Below are 18,836 nucleotides of genomic sequence, written 5' to 3'. Positions count from 1 at the left end.
TGAGAGAGAATGGGCGGCATTAAAAGTTAAACGCGCATGGCGAGGCTTGAGATTGATTAGTTCAAAATCCTTTTTTGAGCGAATTATAAAAAAATGCTTTGGCTGTGTTGCACATGGATATCAATAGAATATTATTCGTGCAGAATGTAGCTACCTTACGCTTGTCTGCCTCCATAATACTTTATGCTATGAGGCAATTGGCAACAGAGCCTTACAGAGCAATCTTTAAAGACCGTTTCGAGCTTCTTTGCCGCAGATTGTATTACAAACCCATAATTGAGTGATTTATGGCGAATTATTTTGAGTGCTCTTGTTGTGCTACGGGTTTTCAAAAATGATATGTGACATGGAAGCTGCTTATTTTTTCGTTTGCATGAGGCAAAGGCAAGAAGCAAAGGCGGAGGCACCAACAATCATGCAAAAGGTGAAAGCGATATGATTGTTGAAATGGCTGATGATCCATCCACTTGTCCATGAGCCGGCAGCTTGGCCAATATTTGAAATAACAAGAATATAACTAAAAAGAACACTGGCAGAGAGGGATGAGGTTGTTTTCCCTGCTTGATAGTATATCTCTGGAATCATGACAGATTCATAGACACTGTAGGCAATTAACGCAGTCACAGCGGAGACCCCACCTATGAGGAAAAATGCAGCGAAACTTCCCATAAAGCAGAGCAGATAAAAAGTTGCTTTATCGGAAATGGTGAGATGTTTATTGATTACCCCCTGCCAGATACAAATACTGATGCCAACAATTGAAAAGAAAATTCCACTATAAGGGGCGAGATTGCTGTAAAATTTATTGAGAAGTGTTGTGGTGGTGATGAAAATTCCCATGAGGAATGCACAAAGCAAAGCCGTGACCAGCAAATAAGCAATAGAACGATTATGTATTATTGTTTTTAAAGAAGAAAGAAGAGCTTTTTTTGTTTTTTTATTCTTTTCAAGAGATAATGTTTTATGTGGGTAATGATAAACAATTTGAATGGATAGAACACAAAGATACAAATCAATGAGTGCAAAAAAAGCCATTAAGAAGGTTGATGCGTTGTATTTTATGGCACTCGTTGCAACAAGAGGTGCTATAACGACAGCAGCATTTTGAAAAAAAGAATAGAGAGTTAATGCGCGTTTAAGAGTATTTTCATTGAGATGTTCTGATAAAATTTCTCTCAAAAATGGCTTTGAAATTGCTTTCGAAAAAGCCATTAAGGTAAAAAAGATCAACCATGCAGAAGGTGTGAGCGATAGGATAATGCACACAAAAGCGCTACTCCTTAAAATAAAGGCGCTAGCCATTAAGAGTTTACGCGAAAATCTTTCTAATAAACCCGTTGTGGTTACCATGAGAATGCTTTCAAGGATTACTGATCCAGCGAGATAAAAAGCGACATTGGCAGCCGTTATGAGAGAAGAGTTTCCAAGCAAAGGGAGTACAAAGAAAAAGGAAAATTCAGAAAGAAAAACTGTGCTATAGATGAAAAAAGGAATTTGATTTTTGCCCATGGAATTTCCATAGAGTGTTGTTAGATGATCAAAGACATTTTGTTGTATCTTTTGAGGAAGTTTTGCCAGCCCTGTTTCTACCGTGCACATTTTGTTGAAATAGTATCTTTCTTGATTCACCAGCCAGTCCAATGCAAGAATATTGTTTTTTCTACGATGTTTTTAGAAATATCGAGCATGATTTGGATTGAGCACCAATACTGTGCCCTGATGTTCGCGCAACAACCGTAAGATCATTGAGACCTTGATCCTATATCTTCTCCTGATGATTTTGACTATTCCCAATTCTTTTTGATAACCACCCAATCCTTTTTGATAACCAATTGGTATCCCGCATTCTTGCTTTTCCATTTTATCCTTTATGAAGAGGATGTACTATCCCCCCATAGATTGTCAACATATGAATGGGATGAATGATTTTGTAACCTTTTAATGAAATTATATTTTTTTAGTGGAAGGTTATTCATTCTCTTGAAATAGAGAAGAAAAACGATAGCGTTCGCTAATCATTTTTCAAATCTCTTTTAGCGCATGCGTTGATATTTTCCTCCATGGCGTTGTAAAAAACCTCTCTCAATAAGAGTGCGTCGTAATCGGGCAAAGTCTATCGTAAAGAGGTTGCATATCTTGGAAACTTCCGTTTCGCTATAGATTTTTCCCATTTGAAAGGCTTCACCAATTTTTGATAGCATCTCTTCTGTTTCTAAATGGCGGTCGCTTAAATTTTCCCTATTCCGCTCATGTTTATTTTCTAGCATTTTCCACACTGTCTCTTCGGCTTGAAATCCTTCTGTTGTGTTGTGAATAAGTCCAAGATTCAAAAGGCGATTGATGGATTTGTGAATGTTTTTGGCATCTGAATTGACATGTTTGAGGATATCAGTAAGATTTTTTGCACCAAGGATAATGGCGGCATAAACAGCGCGCAGTGTCGGTGACGTCATGGCAGAGATCAGTGAATTGCGGGTATTGCGTTTGTGAAGGGTTTCTTTCCCCATGGGCAAAAGATCATTGCGAATGGGAATTTCATTGATTTCTATGAGTTCTGCTTGTAGCGATTGTGCGCGTACAATTTGTTCGGCAGAGGTGCGTTTGCGAATAATCCCCAGACCACTTTGGCGATATTTGTGGTTTTCGGGGAGTGTTAAAGCTTCATAGGAGCCGTCAAGCCGGTAGAGAATTTCTTCCCAGATGGGAGTTCTAACACGTCGAACCCGTTGTTCGCTATTGTGAGCAATTGTTGTGGTCATTGTTGGTTCATGCAAACAAAGATAACCACCAGCGGTGATGTGTTCCCAAAGGGTTATAACAAATCGCACATCATCTGCGGGAGTTCCAGCATCAAGCCAAACAAAATCTATTGGTCCCCAAGATTTGAGCGTTTCATCATCGAGAGAGAAGAAATTCTCATGGATAAATGTTACCATGTTTTTTTCAATACCGTCTTGAAGCAGTTTTTGCCATGCTTCTTCGGCTGATTGACCTTCGACTGTAAAATCATCAATGGTGATAAGCCGAGGTTCGTAATTCTCAAGGATTCCTGAAGGGTCAAGCAAAGCTGTGCGCTCTTCCCAGGTGGAAGATTCTAAAAGTTTTTTATCTTGTTGCCATGATAATTTCGCTTTTTGAAGTGCTTTTGCGATAAAGCACGTACTATCACCAGCACCGATTTCAATGACTGTGCGCGGTCTTGCCATTTGAATGAGCGTGTAAATAAGTTCAGCACTATTTTCTGTTCCCATGCCAGGTCTTATCAGCTGCATCTTTTTATCCTTATAATTTTATCAATCGTAGCATTCCTGCTTTTACAAGAAACTTTATTGAATCCTCTAGCGGGTGTTGAATGTGCATTGGTGTGGTGGCTTGCTTCAAGAGATGTTTTGTTTTTTCATGAAGCCGGATTGTACGCCCATTGAGTTGATTAATGGCAAGACTGCCAAGAGAAGAATCTATGATAATACATGTTGGCTCTCGTAAAAGAGCGGTTGCATCATTTTCTGAAAATGCTTTTTGATCTGTTTCGATGAGACCGTGTTGTAAAAGTGATATCAAAAGACTTCCAGAGGCAAGAAGAGTACCATTGAATTGTATTTCCCTCAGTGATTGGACAAGGCAGCCTTCACGAAGTGCTTCAAATGTGGGAAAGTCGAATCCGCCAAATGCCGCTCCTTTTGTAGAAACAATGGTGATGGGTTGTATTTGCCGTTTGCCAATGAGTGCTGGTTTGTTTTTTATTATTTGTACATCTTTTGCCCATTGAACGCGTGATACAGGATTGAGTTCACTTGGGTAGACAGCGAAAGAATTGATGGCATGGGCGGCGTTGGTTTTTGCAATTCAAGCGTATGGATGTTTTCATTCAAGTCATGTTGCATGGTGTCTGCAAGTTGCCATACATAACCGCCTGTTCCATTGTAAAAGTTTAAGCCTATAGGGTCTTGTTGCATGATGTTATCGTTTTTTTTACTTTAAAATATCAAGTTTTGGGGAGGGTTATTTGCTCCTCCACACGAGAATGGTTCATCAAAATCACATTGCTTGGTATGGGGTTGCATGGGAGATACAATAATTTGATCAGGTGATGATTTTTATGCCATTTTTGGGTTTGGTTTGCTTGAGAGCAAAGATAGCAAAGTCCGTTAACCATTATCATATTCCTTTTTTTGTACGGCACTGTTCAAGATAAAACCTAATATGCCTGCGATCATTGTGGCGATGCCAATGATAAACAGTGTGCTTTGGGTATGATGAACATGGACAAAACCGGCTCCTAGAAAGCCAATGCACACCGCTGTTTGTATGATAAAGATATAGGCGGGCATTTGGTTGTTTCGATGTTCTTTCTGAATGGCTTTCATCATAAAACTTGCCATTAGAGCATTTTGTACACCATTGGCACTCCCAAGGATGAAAAATGATAGCATCATCAGCCATGTGAAGTTTGTTAAGGAAAAGCAGAAAATTGCAAAGCCAATGATTGCAGCGGCAAGTGATGCACCAGCGGCATTGCCAAAGCGATGAAAAAGGCTGGAGAAACAGAGTGGACCAACCACGAGGCCAAGACTTAACATGCTTGTGATTATACCATAGGTTTCAGCGCTTAAGTTGAGATCGGTACGAATGCGGACAATCGATAAGACGTTGAGAGCAGAGGTGAGGATGATGGTAATGATGAGGGGAGAAAGAGCATAGACAACATTTTTTTTACGCAAGAGACCCGTTAAATCTAGCCCTTTTTTGCTTTTTTGCGTTGTGTTTGTCGTTTGTGTATGAAGTTTGAGACTTTTAAAACAGAAGAGAGTGATAAAGGTAGCAAAAAGAACCATGATTGAAAGTGCAAACAATCCTTTTTGCCCGTTCGATAGACCATACAACACACCCCCTAGGAGTGGTCCGGCAATATAGCCAAGATTACGAACTGTTTGGATAACGCGGTTTATACGGTCTAATTGCTGATCATTTTTTGCGAAGTCAGGTACCGCAACAAGAATAGCAGACCAAAAGAGTGAACCAGCACAACCTAGTGCGAAAGAAAGGGCAATATAAACCCAAAATTGGTTTGCGATTGCAGCTGCGGCTATGAAAAGCGCTTCAAACAATAAAACAATGGGTACTGTTCGCGCTGGTTGGAAGCGATGCAAGAGGCGTGGTGCAATGGGTCCGGCACAAATTGCCCCGACAAGCCCTGCAAACAGCAGCATTGAAATAGATGCTGTGCTTTCTGCTAAGTGTAGAGCAAATGTAACTTGTGCTGCTTCATCGGCAAAGCTGCTAAAGCCCAAAACAAGGAAAAGTCCTGTTTTAGCGAAAATCATGGATTTTTTTTTGTCACAATGCTCCCCAACATGCTAAAGCTTTTACAGCTTTTAAAATTTCCTTCTGCGCATATTTATATGGTTTATCATTTAATTTTGCACTATCTAGTTTTTTTCCTGATGAAAGTTGAGAAAGGAAATGTTCTAGATGAGAGCTATACTCAAAACTGGCGCAATGCCCATTTGCTGCGATGAGGAGTTCTTTTGTTTCAGTTAAGGGCACCCATTGGAGGGTTGCAGGTGGGCGAAGAGTGATTTCATTTTCAATCTCAGAGACGACAACAAGAGGCCGACCGATGCATAAACGTGAACTTGTATCACAAATTAATTGAGAAACCAGCATATGGCGTTTTAAGGTACCATTTGCGATGGCGGAGTTTAGTGCAGAGTGTTGAAAAGCATTATCAGGGTTTAAATTTGCTCTTCCTGATGCGCGGATATCATGTCGCGTTCGATCATCAAGATGGAGTAAATGCGTGACATAATTTTTATGATGTTGTGCATCGTGTGCTGTTTCCCAAAAAGCAATATTGATATTTGCCGCGATATTTTTCCCAGTTTCAGCAACGTGGAAAGCATCATGGGGAAAGTAGGCAACACGGTCTGTACGGTTTTGCAGCGCAATTGCTGTTAATTTATGCGCTTCATATTCAGGATATTTTAGCCCTTGGAGGTCTTCTCGTGTACTGGGCCATGCAAACATTGTTTTGCCATCCTGTAGAGTAAAACCAAAATTATGAGCGTGATCCACATGTATCCCAACATGGGTAGAGGAATATCGGCCGATGAAGCAGTCAATATCTACGCGTCCACCAGGCCTAAAACCTAAAGAATGAGCTAATTGATCTGAAAACTGTTTTGCCACATCCCATAGAACAGGGGTTGCAGCGTATAATCCATAATACATGACCGCCCATTCTTGTCCTTCGGCATATTGGTCAACGCGGGCAGTATATTCTTCTATAGTTCTATCCGTATCTAAAACAAGAAAGTTTGAAAGAGTACGTGGACTCCGCACTCCATTAACCACTGTTACTACTTCGGATTTAGGATTAAGAGCTAAGAGTTTATGAGGATATAGAGCGTATTGTCTTAAAGCATTCAAAACATCCCTTTCATCGAAAGGGATGTGTGAAATTGATAATTCAGCTGCTTGCTTAGCCCAAATCTTTTGAGAAAAGCTCTCTGAAAATAACTGAAACATGCTATTAAATAAGCTTAATTTTTAAAGTTGGATAGATAAGAAGATTTGCATCAACAATACATCATTAAACTTCCAGCAAACCATCCATATCAAGCTCATCTTGATAAACTTGAACATCGCTGCGCTGAGCATATTTACTATTCATCACAATTGGCACAACTTCCTCAGCAGCCAATTCAATAACATCTTCCACTTCATTAAGTGAAATATTCATATATTTCCCCCTTATAGTTGATAAAAAAACAATGATAACCAAAATAAAAAAATTACCACTTATTTTCTCTTGGTATAGATTTTATTTTTTGTCAAATGTTATGTTGATTGCAAAGAGCATTTTAAATAAGAGGGCTGAATTTTAGAGTGATCAAGAAGAATTTACATAAAAAGCTGTACAGAGTGTACAGCTTTTTATGTGTTTGCTTTAGAGCTAGACGTTTTAAAGCATGAAAGTGTCCTTACGGCTTCTATAACCATAATAGCCAAAAACACTGGAAATAATGGCGCCTATGAGACTTCCTAAAAAGCCCCACCACCCCATATTGGAGGCTGTTTTTTTGGCTTTAATCGCAGTGTTTTTGGCGCCCTTGATCGTATCCTCAAGATTGTCTGAGAGTGTTTCTGCCTGTTCTTCAATGGCTTCAATGGCCTGAGCAGTTTTTTCCTCTGCGCTCTGGTAGAGATGAACGGCACGGTTGGCGGCTGTTTGTGCGTCCGAACGGGACATGCCATTGTTCATAAGGGCATTGATGATATCACTTCGATTAAATTTTGTCGTGAGATCTTCTAGACGATCAGACAGGTGCTCACCAAGATTTTTTAAAGTGGTGCGATAGTGAGAAGGATCATCTTTGAAAGCTGTTATCGCAGAACCAATATCGTTTAGTGCTGCTTGATAGGTTTGTTTCAAGCGCTCAGGGTTGAGAGCAGGAATGTCGCTTTTATTGAGAAGGGTGCGCAATTCACTCGAAAGTTGGTCAAAATTGATGCCATTGTCACTATTTTTTGCAAAAAACTTTTCAAGACTTTCGCTGTTTAAGTTTGCAAGTATGGGGGAAATATTGTTTTTGAGGCTGTCCACGGTTTGTTGGACCATGGAGCTGTTTTCTAGAGCAGTTTTAGCGCCTATCTTTGCTGTACTAGAAACCACGTGGATGGCTTGAAGGGTCATGAGCAATGTTATGAGAGCCCAAGTGAGAAAGCCATGAAGCGTTCCCGACGATTCAGCAAAACGTCCAGCTACAAAGCCTCCCAAGGCTAGGCTAATTAGTGTAACGATAACAGAACCCACGCCAAGGGAGAGGAAAGAGCCTTCCAATGGGGTTGAAGAACTGAAATCCATTTGGCTTAAACCTAAAGCTGCTACCAGAAAAGAGAGGCAGATTGAGGTGGCAAGAGCTGTCACTAGTCCAGCAAAGATTGCGGACCATGAAATGGGGGTGTGAAAGAATGGATACTTTTCATCTAGTGAGGTTTCTCCTAGAAAATTCGTATCGAATGGTGTGTTTTCAGGAATGCGAGTTTCCATGTTGTATCTCCTTGAATATGCTGGAGATACAATGTCTTTTTGCCAATTATGTTCCAAAAGGGATAAATAGTCGCCAAAAAGGACAGAAAACATCGAAAATAAGACGATGATCATTACTTAAAATTCTAGAGTCTTTAATTTTATTATTTCATTTTTTTGTAAAAACAGCGTGTCTTCTAAAATTTTAGTTTTTCATATTGCACTTATGATTAAAAGAATGCTTCATTGATTCAAAATAAATATCAAAAGTATTCAATTCAAAAAGCTATGAGAGATAAAAGAGAAGGAAGAAACATTAGTGTTCTAAGCTGTTTTTCCTTCTCTTATTGCTCTATAGCAAAACAATGCTAAAAAAATTTTCTAAGTTCTTTGAGTAAAAACTCCCAAAACCAGAGAGGAAAGTTGAAAAGTTTTGAGACAATGTCCAAAAGTTTCGAGATTCTCTCCAATGGTTGTTTTTTAGTTTCGCATGCAGTTTTTTTATGCGATGTAAGAGCACTTTGATTTGAGAGACAAATTTGGTTTGATGGACCATCTTGTACTAAGAAACAGCATTCTATAAAGGTGATGTGTTCCCCCTTTATGACGTAGGGGTTATGAACTGTAATCGGTTCATAGGTGCTACAGGTTTTTGCATTTGCAGTTGTTCATGTCTTCTGTTTCAAATGTATTTGTGTAAAGGTTACTTGTGCGTTTTTCGGGTTTACTGTCGATTAAAATACATTCATCCATTATGCTTTTTATGGGTGCATTTACTTTGTTTAGCATTTTATCAAACTCTTTTAGTCATTCTTTTATTAAAGGCCCGTCAATGTCTTTAATGTTTAAAAAATCACGAACACCAAGTTTACTGATGGCATTATAGGACCACCCTGAAAGACATGCGATTTTTCAATTGATTGCTCGTCGCCTTCTTTGCTCTGTATTGCTTTTAAGTCTTTAAATTTCGGGCGACGTAAGGTGATTTCTGTGTATGTCTTTCCTTCCACTTTAATAGGTACAAGTAATTGCTACATGGCTCGTTCTGTTATATTCATTAATAGCTTCTCCTTGCTTTCTAAATTAGATGCAGAATGATTTATCAAATTTTTATTATAGCATGTTTGTCAATAGCTTAGGCAATAAACTTTGTGCTGGCTATGTAGAATGAAATTCTAACAAAATGGACAAGATGAATTTAGATTTTAGAGCGAGATAGAAGCACAATTTGCTTTATGATATTAGTGGGCTATTAAGTTTATTTGCTCAATTATTTGTGTTGATAAAGACTTCTCCATGAGCCATTATTATATGCTGTATTGTTACAATAATATTTGCGTGGGGAGTTTTGAGGAGAGGGAGTTTGTGGCTTCTTTTTTCTTTGAGCGTTGTAAACCACTTCTGATAAAAGATGTTGTCGGGAAAGTGATGTTGTTATCATGGAGAGGGATAGAGTTTGGGAGCGTTTTTGTTGATTATATCAATGAAAAAAGCTGATGAAGATAGGGCAACATGAATATAACAAAATGCGCTATTTCGGATTGGGAAATATATCTCTGAAGGAGAGTTTTGATCTTTTAGCTTCTTTTGCGTATAGTTTTAAAATTGCGATTTGCTATGCTTTAAAATTAATTATAAAGTGAAGCACTAAGTGTTTATTTACGTGTTGAGTGTGTGCGTGCGGATCATACACTGGATTTATGTATCAACAAGCTGAATTATTCTCGAATAAAGTAAAAGAATAAAGAAAATTGATTATTTTATTCCCTGTGGATAAAGTTAAAATAGCTTTATATTTATAAATATAAATTATTATTTTTCTATAAACGTAAAATTTAAATATTTTTAAATTTAAGAAATGTGACTTTCCTGATGAAACATAAATATACATTACCATTCATTATACTTATCGTATGTTTATCAACAGGAGGTTTGATTTCTACCGATATTTTTTTACCAGCACTGGGCGATATGCGTCAATATTATCAAGTGACACAATCTCAAATTCAAAGTGCAGTGGCGGTTTTTTTGTTGGCATTGGCACTTGGACAGCTCATTTATGGGCCGCTGAGTGATAATTTTGGGCGTAAAAAAACACTTCTATTGGGCTTATTCTTGTGGTTATTTACGACACTTGGTGTGATTTATACGGTTCATATTCACGCTTTTCTTGTGTTACGTTTTTTGCAAGGTCTTGGTGCTTGTGCGGGACTTGTCTTAAGTCGTGCAATTATCAATGATTTGTTGGATAAAAAAGCTGCTGGAAAACTTTATTTGATTGTTTTCCCTTTTATTGGAATGTCACCAGCGCTTGCACCTTTCATTGGTGGACTTTTGATACAAGCTTTTCATTGGCAGGCAACTTTTATCTTTTTAAGCTTTTTTATATTTTTGACCATTTTGCTATGTTGTTTTGTGCTAAGCGAAACTCTACCCCCTCAAAAACGGCAGCATTTTTCTCCGGTAGGATTGATGAAGGCATATTTAGGTGTTTTCAGAAATAAACAATTTATTTTTTATGCACTTATTCCGTGTTTTTCTTACGCTGCCTATTTTGCTTATATTGTGGAGTCGCCTTTTTTACTCACGACTTTGGGGTTATCACCGATACACATTAGTTATAGCTATATTGGTGTTTCGTTTCCCTATATTCTGGGAAATCTTTTGGCGCGATGGTTTTTTGAACGCGAGTCTATGGAAAAAACTGTGGGCAGAGGGTACATTATTTTTGTGATAGGTGGTGTGCTGTTTGCTTTGCAAATGTATCTAAGCCCATGGCCCCTTGTGACAAGTTTTATGGCTATTGCTGTTCTTACTTTTGGCAATGGTTTTTTATTGCCGTTAGGAACAGCGTTGGCTATTTCATCGCATCCGAAAGCTGCAGGAGCGGCTTCTGGTGTTATGGGATCTTTGCAATTAGGAAGTGCGGCACTCAGTGCAGCGGTTATCGGAAAAATCTCTGGTCATAGCCCACGGGCTATGGCAACTTTGTTAGCTGTGTGTTGTATGATTGGTTTTATCATTTATATTCAAAAAGCGCGTCATTTTATGACTTCAGAAATAAGCTGAGTGAAATGATAAAAAGAAAGCATTATGCGGAAATGCTTTTGATGTTTTACACAAATGGGGCACCTGTACATTAGATGAATTTTTTTTATTAAGTTTCTGGATTGAGTGGGTTTAAAATTTGTTGCAAGCTTAGTTTGAGTTTAACAAATCGATTATTATGAGGGGGAAATATGAGCATAGAATTTCAACATATTTTCATTATATTGGGTAGGAAAAGTTCTGGCTCTAATGCATGTTTAAAAATAAGGGAAGGAATTGATCACTGGGACTTCCTATTATTATTCTTTCTCCTGTAATGCCAATTTGGGATGGTGGTATTTTTTGTTCTCCATTGACAAAGCTATGCTTATCAAGAGGATTCCCTGTCGCTCTGCTGGATACGCTTTCTCTTTTTCCTAAGGGTTCTCATGTTCTCAATTATTCTGCTGTAGACATTTTATCTTTTATGGCAGAAAAACTTAAAAGCTATTTTAAAGAGCCCGCAGTGCTTGTGGGATTTTCTATGGCTGGAACATTGGTACAAATATTGGCAGCCCAGCTTCCCAATGTTCAAGCTGTGCTTGCTGTGAATGCACCTGGCTATCCAGATAAGGTTTTGCAACGGCGCCTTGGAGATATTCTTGCCTCCTTAGAAAATAATGATTTATCGGGGGCTTTGGAAATACTCAATGGTTTTATGCATCCTTCTGGCATTATGAAAAAAAGAGTTTTATTGGAGATTCCCGATAAACAAAAAAGCGTGGCAATTGAACGCATGACAAGAGGGTTTAAACTCTTATTAGAAATAGATGCTAGAGATGAAATAGTTAAGTATAAGGGGAAGTTTTTAGCTTTAGTGGGAGAAAAGTCGCAACTTGCAACGGTAGATAATCAGACAAAAAGTCATAATCTGAATCATGAATATAAGCTTATCTCTGGTGCTGGTACGCGTTTGTGGGAGGATAATCCTACTATGACGGATGCAGTCATTGATGAGTGGATGGAGGGACTATGAAAAAGAAAGTTCTTGTCTTACCTGGTGATGGGATAGGCCTAGAGGTTTGTGATGCTGCGTTGATGGTTTTAGAACAATTTCAATTGCCGATTGAATTGACTTATGGTGATATTGGTTTTGAATGTTGGAAACAGGAAGGAGATTCTGTCCCTCCAGCGACTTGGCAAAAAATTACTCAGAGTGATGCTATTTTACTTGGTGCTGTGACCAATAAAGGAAAAGAAGCGGCTTTAAAAGAACTTGCTCCGCATTTAAAAGAGAAAAACCTTGCCTATGTTGCTCCCGCACTTCAACTTCGCCAAAAGTTAGGTTTGTTTGCAAATATACGTCCTGTAAGATACATCTTTGGTCCGAGAAAACCTTTTCATTTTTGTGTTATCAGAGAAAATAGTGAAGGCCTTTATGCTGGATTGGATTTTCGGGGTATTTCTCCTGAAACAGCCGTTTGGCTAAAACATCCAAATTTGACAAAATATGGGCTTGAGGAAGCTGCGTGGACAGTCCGTTTGCAGACACGCTTTGGTTTAGAGCGGTTATTTGAATACGCTTTTTCTTATGCAAGGAAATATAGCTTTAGGCGCGTTACTTATTGCTGATAAGCCCAATGTTCTGCGAGAAAGTGGACAATTTGCTCAGGAAATTTTTGAGAAAATTGCTCAAAACTATCCGGAAATTGAAGCAGATATTCATAATGTTGATGCGGTTGCTTTGTGGATTGCAACCAAGCCAGAGCGGTTTGGTGTGATTGTTGCTGAAAATATGTTTGGCAATATTCTCTCTGATCTTGGCTCTGGGATAATGGGGGGATTGGGGCTTGCATCTCATGCGAATGTGGGGAGCGAGATTGCTTGTTTTGAACCTGTTCATGGAAGCGCACCACGTATTGCTGGACAAAATAAAGCAAATCCTTCTGCGATGCTTTATACCACGGCTTTACTCTTAGAGCATTTAGGCTTTAAAGATGCAGCAAAACAATTATCTGAGAGTGTTGATCAGGTTATTCGTGCTGGAAAAACCGTTACCTATGATCTTGGAGGTGTCGCCTCTACCTGTCAAATGGCTGAAGCTGTTCGCAATTCTCTTGTGAAGCCTGTCTTTGTTTGTCGTGCGGTGATTATCACTGTTGGTGATGAACTCCTTTCAGGACAATATTTGAATACGAATTTACAAGATTTAAGCCAAAGCTTGAACAAGAGAAATATTCAAGTCACACGTCATTTTGTTTGTGCTGATCAATTACAGCAAATCAGTGAGACTGTTGTTTCTTGTCTTGGACAAGAAGATCTTATCATTATCAGTGGGGGATTGGGACCAACATCAGATGACATAACACGCGATGGAGTTGCTCAAGCTGTAAAGCAGCCTTTACTACATCATGAAGATGTTTGGCAAACAATAAAAGGTCAATTACAACGATTAGGGATTACGGCGGATAAGAGTAATGCGCGTCAAGCATTGTTTCCTGAGACAGCAACCGTGCTTGATAATCCTACAGGCACAGCACCAGGCTTTTATCTCTCTTGTGATGGAAGTACGCTTGTTGTTTTGCCTGGTCCACCATCACAGGCTCTTGCGCTTTTAGAGAATTATTTAGAACACAATGAGAAGAAATATTCTTCTGTATCGCGTGCGGGGTATGCATGGACTTTGATTGGAATTGATGAAAGTACAATTGCGCAGTGGGTTGATGATCATCTTGAAAATGAGCCATTTGAACGGCATTTTTTATGGAAAAGCCCCTATGTTCTTGTACAGCTTGTTGGTCAATCAGAAGCACCCTTGGAACAACATTTCGTGGAAGAATTTGAAAATCATTTTCACCCCTATTTGGTTGGTGCAGAAGTTACTACTGCTTGTAAACAATTAGCAATGCACGTTGAGGTTCATTGGTCTGCCAATGACCCATGCCTTTTAAAATATTTTCAGCCCATAGAAAAAGGTAAACAAGATATTCCACTGCTTGAGGTTGAAGTGAGCCTAGAGCCTTCCTTGGAGACATTAGAAAATCAAGCAGAAAGCCTTGGACATGCTACCATGGCTATACGGATGAAAGGTTATGGTGAGGATCATATTACTTTTCCCTATACGCGACCACTTTTAGGTGTCGTCTTACAAGAATATGCAGCTTGGTTGGTTTTAAAAAGAGTTTTGCAAACTGAGAAAAGCAAATGAACCTCTATGGGGACGTAACAATATTGCTCAAATTATTGAACGTTCTATTATAAGAAGTATTTTGATCCTTTTCTTAAGTGGTTTTTGTCTATAGGGTATTTTTTCTTTTGATGTGTCATTAAATGACTTTGATTGATTCAAAATTAAGAAAAACTTTACGATATTAGGTTCGCTACATTCAATATTTATAATGATTAATTATGATTATAAATCAATATGTTATATTTCATAGAGCTGATGACAAGGAATCCAGAGACGTCATGTGCCTCAAGCGTTGTAGATAATTGAGATTCTTTGTAAATCAAAAAGCGATGGTGTGAAAAGACAAGAAATTGTGTCATTTACAGGAAAGCTTTGCAAATTTTATTGAAATATATGTCCAGTTTATTGTGAACATGTTCCGTTCCGTGATCTGATAATAAATTGCTGTAAAGAGCTCATAAAATTTTTCCTTTAAGTTTTTGTGTGATTCCATGATCGTTGGGTATTCGCTTCTGAGGGACGATATTTTTCAATGTGATAACAGGAAGAATTATTTTTCTGTAAGACGTGAAAATTCAAGGAGTGATTATTTTATGCTTTTGTTTTCTTTTTGATTGGTAATTTGTAGGAATTTGTTTGGGGAAAAGATTTAATGCGGTGTATTTGTGAATGTGGTTAAAAACATTTTACGCGTGTGTGGGGGAGAAATAAAAAGTGTCTTAATTGTTGATAAGAGTGTCAATGTTTTTGATGAACAAATTTTAGGCGTAATTCTTAGTATCTAGATTAGGAAGTTCATTGCGAAATTTTTAACAGTTCGTGTCCTATCTGTTGTGGTGCGCAGTGGTCTTTTTAAGCAACAAAGAAAGGGCTTTTATGTATCAGATTGATTACAACAGTTATCGTTCTGTCAAGAGTTTTAATCGTCGCGTTCGTTTTCTCGTCATGCATTATACGGCTCTTGATTTTAAAGCCTCGATTATGGCGCTTACAGGAGAAAAGGTTAGTGCACACTATCTTGTTCCTGATCCTTCAGAGCAGACATATCGTGAGGCAGGCTTTAAGGACATGCGTATTTTTAATCTGGTTGATGAAAATGAGCGTGCATGGCATGCGGGTGTGAGTTCATGGGCTGGGCATAGTCATCTCAATGATGCATCTATCGGGATTGAAATCGTTAATTTAGCGACGGGTCATTCTGAGTCTCCAGAAGAGACAGTTGGTTTTATGGCTTATCATGATGAGGGGGGGATATTTCCTCCTTATAATCCAATACAAATTGATGCTGTTAAGGAACTTGCCTTAAATATTCTTCAACGGTATCCCGATATTATGCCAACTGATGTGGTGGGACATAGTGATATTGCCATTGGAAGAAAAAGTGATCCAGGAGCAGCTTTTCCATGGAAAGAACTTTATAAGGCAGGTATAGGAGCATGGTATGATGATGAACTAAAAAGTCATTATCAAGAGCAATTCTCTAAGAATTTTCCACCCAAAGAAGATGTTTTGGCGAAGCTAAAATGTTATGGATATGACATTTCTGCTGCGTGTCCCCAAACAGGATACAAAGATTTGATCCGAGCATTTCAACTTCATTTTCGTCAAGAAAATTATGATGGGATTCTAGATGTTGAAACAGCAGCAATTCTTTATGCATTGGTTGATAAGTATTTTCCGTGAATTCAATGCGTTTTAATTGAAAATATGGCTTATGATTACGTGTAAGCCTTTTTGTTATCAAGAGAGGCTGCTTTTTGCCAATGCGTTTTATGTAAAAAAGGCATTAATCGTGTAAAAAATCCCATGTACGGTATAAGGCGTTTTATGAAAACATAACTCTGAAAGCTCTATGATTTGCAGAGATTAAATTTTACGGTTTCTTTTCTTCCTTTAAAAACGCGTAAAGTCAAGATGTTGCGTATATGATGGCATGCTCCTTACGCAGGATAAAACGCTTCAAATAAAATGGACTTGTGTTGTATATTTCCATGCTTGTTTTAAATCAATGTCTTTTAATGCGTATTACAACACATATTTTACAGCGACGTTTATAGAGAATATAATCTAAAATCCTCTATGAAGTGTATCCTCATTTTTATGCTTAATAAAAGTGCCTAGCACTATCGTACATTTTGTCAGATCTCAATGTTACTATAGCCCTTGGAGTTTAAAACGATTCATAAAAGGGTTTTCTTTACTCGTTTTTATTCACACGGCTCTCTCCGCTTGTTGTACAAGTGAAAGGTTTTGGTTGATTGAAACATGAAAAATAATAAATTATGATTATAAATCAATGTGATGTAGGTTCAGGAAAAATAGGGGTATTTACAGATTGCTACTGATAGGGGCTTTATTCTTTAGAAGGGGAAGAGGTCAATTCATTTTTTGAAGATATATCGCTTTTCTCTTTTATTGCTTTAGGGAATATTTGCATCGTTTTGACAGCATGTTTCTTGATGATTAAGTTTTTTAATGAAGCCGTGTTATAAAACATTGTGTTTTAGAGTGTTGATAGAAGACACATTCAGGCATATCAAAAACACAATGATGTCTTGTTTTTTTCAATATTTTATCTGTTCAGTACAGAATTGACCAGAGAAGTTCATGACCTAAATTAACAAAGGTTAGAAGTAAATTGCTAAGAAAGACCAATTTGGTCATAAAGCAAAAGGGTCTGCTCATGCTTTAAAGGGCAAGGAAGAGATTGTGTTTGAAGTGATGTGTAAACGCCCGTATGCAGTGCTCTTATCAAGCATATCAGGGTTAATCTTCTGAGAGTAGTTTTGTGAAACTAAGTCGTTTTTTTCCGAGAGACAAGACAATACGTATCAGGAAAAGATATTCATGATATTTGATTCCAAAAATAAAAACTGGCAAACCATGTTGCCAGTTTTTAAAAGCTGTAGCTTAAATAGGATTAGAATGAACGCTGTAAACGGATCATACCTTGAAAAGCACTTTTCTTATTGAATAAATGTTTTTCATCATTATTTTTATCCGTCACAACGCGATCATCATTCCAAGAAACATAGGTTAATTCAGGTGTAATCACAAATCCTGGAACCAGCGTGTATGTAATATTTACAGAAGTTGCAAAGGTTTTTACAGCACTATAAGAAACTTGAGCATTCAAATTTGCTTTTGGAGTAAGCTTGTAAGTGGCACCCGCCCAAGCTGCCCATTTACCACCCCAGTTTGCATAAATCGTTGTGCTTTGTCGTGATAATTCATCATTTCCATTTACTGTGTAGTAATCAAGGCCATTTTTATAGCCAGCCATTACCCATAGATTGAAACGATCGTTGACATTGAAATCTGCACGTACTTTTCCAGCCCACTTTTTGTAGTAAGCATCATATGCTGCAACTGCTGAAAAACCACCCCATTTTTGCATGAACTTTATACCCAAAATCACATTCGGGGTGTAATTTTTAATTGCTTTACTTGGAAGAGTACCCTCAGTGATAGAAACAAGCTTATCATCTTTATCAATGTAGTATCCTGTTATTCCTGGAAGAGAATCTGCATTATTGCCTAATTCAGCGCCGATAATAGCAGAAAAGCCGGAATCACCATTAAAGGTGTAGGAAATAAAATTGGTGCGTGTTGTGCCGGCAGGCGCTATGCTGTCATCATTGAGAACATCTCCATAATCACCAGTCCAGCTGTTGAAAATTGTGTCATCAAGACCTACGCGAAAACCACCCAGTTCAATGTAAGCGGCGGCAAGCTTTGCAGCAGCGTTGTCTCTACCATCACCCCAGTTTGAATAAATTCTTGCATATGAACGAAGTGTTCCCATTTCTGTTTCAGAAGCTGCTTGAAAAACAAGGGTGAGCCGTGATGCGGCGCCGTAGGTTTTTCTTTTGTTTCTTAGTTCAGTTTCGGTTGTTGCATCGATATTATTACCGCCTATAAAATCAGTACGAACATTTCCTGATAAACGCATGCAGGTTTCTGTTCCAGGGATATAGAAATATCCTTTTCCGTAGGCATCACAAACGCGAATATATTCTACAGGTTCGGGTTCGGCGATAACTGTTGAAGCGGCATGTGCTCCAGAAATTGCTAAAAAAGCTGCTGTAGAGCTTAAAAAGAGGGATTTAATATTCATATGGGATCTCCGCGGTCCGGTTAAATTTCTTCTAAAGAGTACCATTTGCCTAACGCATTAAGGACAAAGACATAAGTAAAATACGCAGCACTTGTTATCTTAGCTATAACTAATCTTTTTAGAGTTTCAAATATGAAATTACCTTTTTGTAATATATATATATACTATTCGAGATGCTGTGGTAAAAAAGACACAATTCTTGTTTTATTAACTTTTGCTCCCTATGGGATCAATAGGAGAAAAATTTTCAGATATTTGGGAAAAAAATCGAAAATGTCTTGAACTTTCTGTTGATACCATTTATGCCTCTCTGTTGGAGAGGTGGCCGAGTGGTCGAAGGCGCTCCCCTGCTAAGGGAGTAGGGCTCAAAAGGCTCTCGAGAGTTCGAATCTCTTCCTCTCCGCCATCCAATTTTCTCCTATGTATAACGTATTGATTCTTTGTAATCTTTTTAAAGGTTCGGGAGCGTT

13 protein-coding genes, 1 tRNA gene and 1 pseudogene are annotated in these 18,836 nt (G+C 38.2%); 6 read left to right on the top strand and 9 right to left on the bottom strand.

The features are described 5' to 3' along the window. Positions 1-357 precede the first annotated feature (357 nt). The 3 genes from ACFILU_RS01245 to ACFILU_RS01235 all read right to left on the bottom strand — a co-directional run bounded on the left by ACFILU_RS01245 (position 358) and on the right by ACFILU_RS01235 (position 3,561). Entirely contained in the window at positions 358-1,599 is a 1,242-nt protein-coding gene (locus tag ACFILU_RS01245) for an MFS transporter (RefSeq protein WP_375674419.1), read from the bottom strand. A 434-nt stretch (positions 1,600-2,033) separates the two neighbouring features. Then, positions 2,034-3,272 (bottom strand): DUF2087 domain-containing protein, encoded by a 1,239-nt coding sequence (locus tag ACFILU_RS01240; RefSeq protein WP_375674418.1) that lies wholly within the window; start codon positions 3,270-3,272, stop codon positions 2,034-2,036. A 10-nt stretch (positions 3,273-3,282) separates the two neighbouring features. After that, complete coding sequence (locus tag ACFILU_RS01235) at positions 3,283-3,561, bottom strand: hypothetical protein (RefSeq protein ID WP_375674417.1); 279 nt, start codon at positions 3,559-3,561, stop codon at positions 3,283-3,285. A 28-nt stretch (positions 3,562-3,589) separates the two neighbouring features. On the opposite strand from ACFILU_RS01235, the gene ACFILU_RS01230 reads away from it, so the two are divergent. Then, positions 3,590-3,769, top strand: a complete 180-nt coding sequence (locus tag ACFILU_RS01230; protein ID WP_375674416.1) for a hypothetical protein — start codon at positions 3,590-3,592, stop codon at positions 3,767-3,769. 379 nt (positions 3,770-4,148) lie between these two features. On the opposite strand, the gene ACFILU_RS01225 is transcribed toward ACFILU_RS01230, so the two are convergent. The 5 genes from ACFILU_RS01225 to ACFILU_RS01205 all read right to left on the bottom strand — a co-directional run bounded on the left by ACFILU_RS01225 (position 4,149) and on the right by ACFILU_RS01205 (position 9,042). Next, positions 4,149-5,324 carry an MFS transporter gene (locus ACFILU_RS01225; RefSeq protein WP_375674415.1) on the bottom strand — a complete coding sequence of 392 codons (1,176 nt, stop codon included), beginning with the start codon at positions 5,322-5,324 and terminating at the stop codon, positions 4,149-4,151. A 13-nt stretch (positions 5,325-5,337) separates the two neighbouring features. Then, positions 5,338-6,528 carry a hypothetical protein gene (locus tag ACFILU_RS01220; protein WP_375674414.1) on the bottom strand — a complete coding sequence of 397 codons (1,191 nt, stop codon included), beginning with the start codon at positions 6,526-6,528 and terminating at the stop codon, positions 5,338-5,340. Between the two features lie 64 nt (positions 6,529-6,592). After that, positions 6,593-6,742: a hypothetical protein gene (locus ACFILU_RS01215; protein WP_375674413.1), complete on the bottom strand. Its 150-nt coding sequence runs from the start codon at positions 6,740-6,742 to the stop codon at positions 6,593-6,595. Between the two features lie 222 nt (positions 6,743-6,964). Next, the gene (locus ACFILU_RS01210) at positions 6,965-8,053 is read right to left on the bottom strand and encodes a DUF3792 domain-containing protein (protein WP_375674412.1); all 1,089 of its coding nucleotides are present in this window, start codon (positions 8,051-8,053) and stop codon (positions 6,965-6,967) included. An 824-nt stretch (positions 8,054-8,877) separates the two neighbouring features. Then, positions 8,878-9,042 carry a phage tail assembly protein gene (locus ACFILU_RS01205; RefSeq protein ID WP_375637838.1) on the bottom strand — a complete coding sequence of 55 codons (165 nt, stop codon included), beginning with the start codon at positions 9,040-9,042 and terminating at the stop codon, positions 8,878-8,880. A gap of 862 nt (positions 9,043-9,904) precedes the next feature. Between ACFILU_RS01205 and ACFILU_RS01200 the strand changes: the two genes are divergently transcribed. The 4 genes and pseudogenes from ACFILU_RS01200 (at position 9,905) to ACFILU_RS01185 (ending at position 15,932) form a co-directional block, all read left to right on the top strand. After that, positions 9,905-11,101 carry a multidrug effflux MFS transporter gene (locus ACFILU_RS01200; RefSeq protein ID WP_273791533.1) on the top strand — a complete coding sequence of 399 codons (1,197 nt, stop codon included), beginning with the start codon at positions 9,905-9,907 and terminating at the stop codon, positions 11,099-11,101. A 262-nt stretch (positions 11,102-11,363) separates the two neighbouring features. Next, a complete protein-coding gene (locus ACFILU_RS01195; RefSeq protein WP_375674420.1) occupies positions 11,364-12,095 on the top strand; it encodes an alpha/beta fold hydrolase in 732 nt (243 codons plus the stop codon). After that, a pseudogene (locus tag ACFILU_RS01190) lies at positions 12,092-14,267 on the top strand (isocitrate/isopropylmalate family dehydrogenase). Before ACFILU_RS01195 ends, ACFILU_RS01190 begins: the two are co-directional and overlap by 4 nt. An 858-nt stretch (positions 14,268-15,125) precedes the next feature. Beyond that, positions 15,126-15,932, top strand: a complete 807-nt coding sequence (locus ACFILU_RS01185) for an N-acetylmuramoyl-L-alanine amidase (RefSeq protein ID WP_273791536.1) — start codon at positions 15,126-15,128, stop codon at positions 15,930-15,932. Positions 15,933-17,169: 1,237 nt separating this feature from the next. On the opposite strand, the gene ACFILU_RS01180 is transcribed toward ACFILU_RS01185, so the two are convergent. Continuing rightward, positions 17,170-18,366 carry a porin gene (locus ACFILU_RS01180; RefSeq protein WP_375674411.1) on the bottom strand — a complete coding sequence of 399 codons (1,197 nt, stop codon included), beginning with the start codon at positions 18,364-18,366 and terminating at the stop codon, positions 17,170-17,172. A 315-nt stretch (positions 18,367-18,681) separates the two neighbouring features. Between ACFILU_RS01180 and ACFILU_RS01175 the strand changes: the two genes are divergently transcribed. Continuing rightward, a tRNA-Ser gene (locus ACFILU_RS01175) sits at positions 18,682-18,772 on the top strand. Positions 18,773-18,836: the final 64 nt, after the last annotated feature.

It is taken from the genome of Bartonella sp. CL100XZDX, from assembly GCF_042195375.1.
Classification (GTDB): domain Bacteria; phylum Pseudomonadota; class Alphaproteobacteria; order Rhizobiales; family Rhizobiaceae; genus Bartonella.
This window is presented reverse-complemented; position numbering and strand designations above follow the sequence as displayed.

What these genes read in the sequence shown, in the direction of transcription:
- ACFILU_RS01245 (WP_375674419.1), bottom strand. Translation starts at nt 1,599, where the DNA reads ATGTGCACGGTAGAAACAGGGCTGGCAAAACTTCCTCAAAAGATACAA.
- ACFILU_RS01240 (WP_375674418.1), bottom strand. Translation starts at nt 3,272, where the DNA reads ATGCAGCTGATAAGACCTGGCATGGGAACAGAAAATAGTGCTGAACTT.
- ACFILU_RS01225 (WP_375674415.1), bottom strand. Translation starts at nt 5,324, where the DNA reads ATGATTTTCGCTAAAACAGGACTTTTCCTTGTTTTGGGCTTTAGCAGC.
- ACFILU_RS01220 (WP_375674414.1), bottom strand. Translation starts at nt 6,528, where the DNA reads ATGTTTCAGTTATTTTCAGAGAGCTTTTCTCAAAAGATTTGGGCTAAG.
- ACFILU_RS01215 (WP_375674413.1), bottom strand. Translation starts at nt 6,742, where the DNA reads ATGAATATTTCACTTAATGAAGTGGAAGATGTTATTGAATTGGCTGCT.
- ACFILU_RS01210 (WP_375674412.1), bottom strand. Translation starts at nt 8,053, where the DNA reads ATGGAAACTCGCATTCCTGAAAACACACCATTCGATACGAATTTTCTA.
- ACFILU_RS01200 (WP_273791533.1), top strand. Translation starts at nt 9,905, where the DNA reads ATGAAACATAAATATACATTACCATTCATTATACTTATCGTATGTTTA.
- ACFILU_RS01185 (WP_273791536.1), top strand. Translation starts at nt 15,126, where the DNA reads ATGTATCAGATTGATTACAACAGTTATCGTTCTGTCAAGAGTTTTAAT.
- ACFILU_RS01180 (WP_375674411.1), bottom strand. Translation starts at nt 18,366, where the DNA reads ATGAATATTAAATCCCTCTTTTTAAGCTCTACAGCAGCTTTTTTAGCA.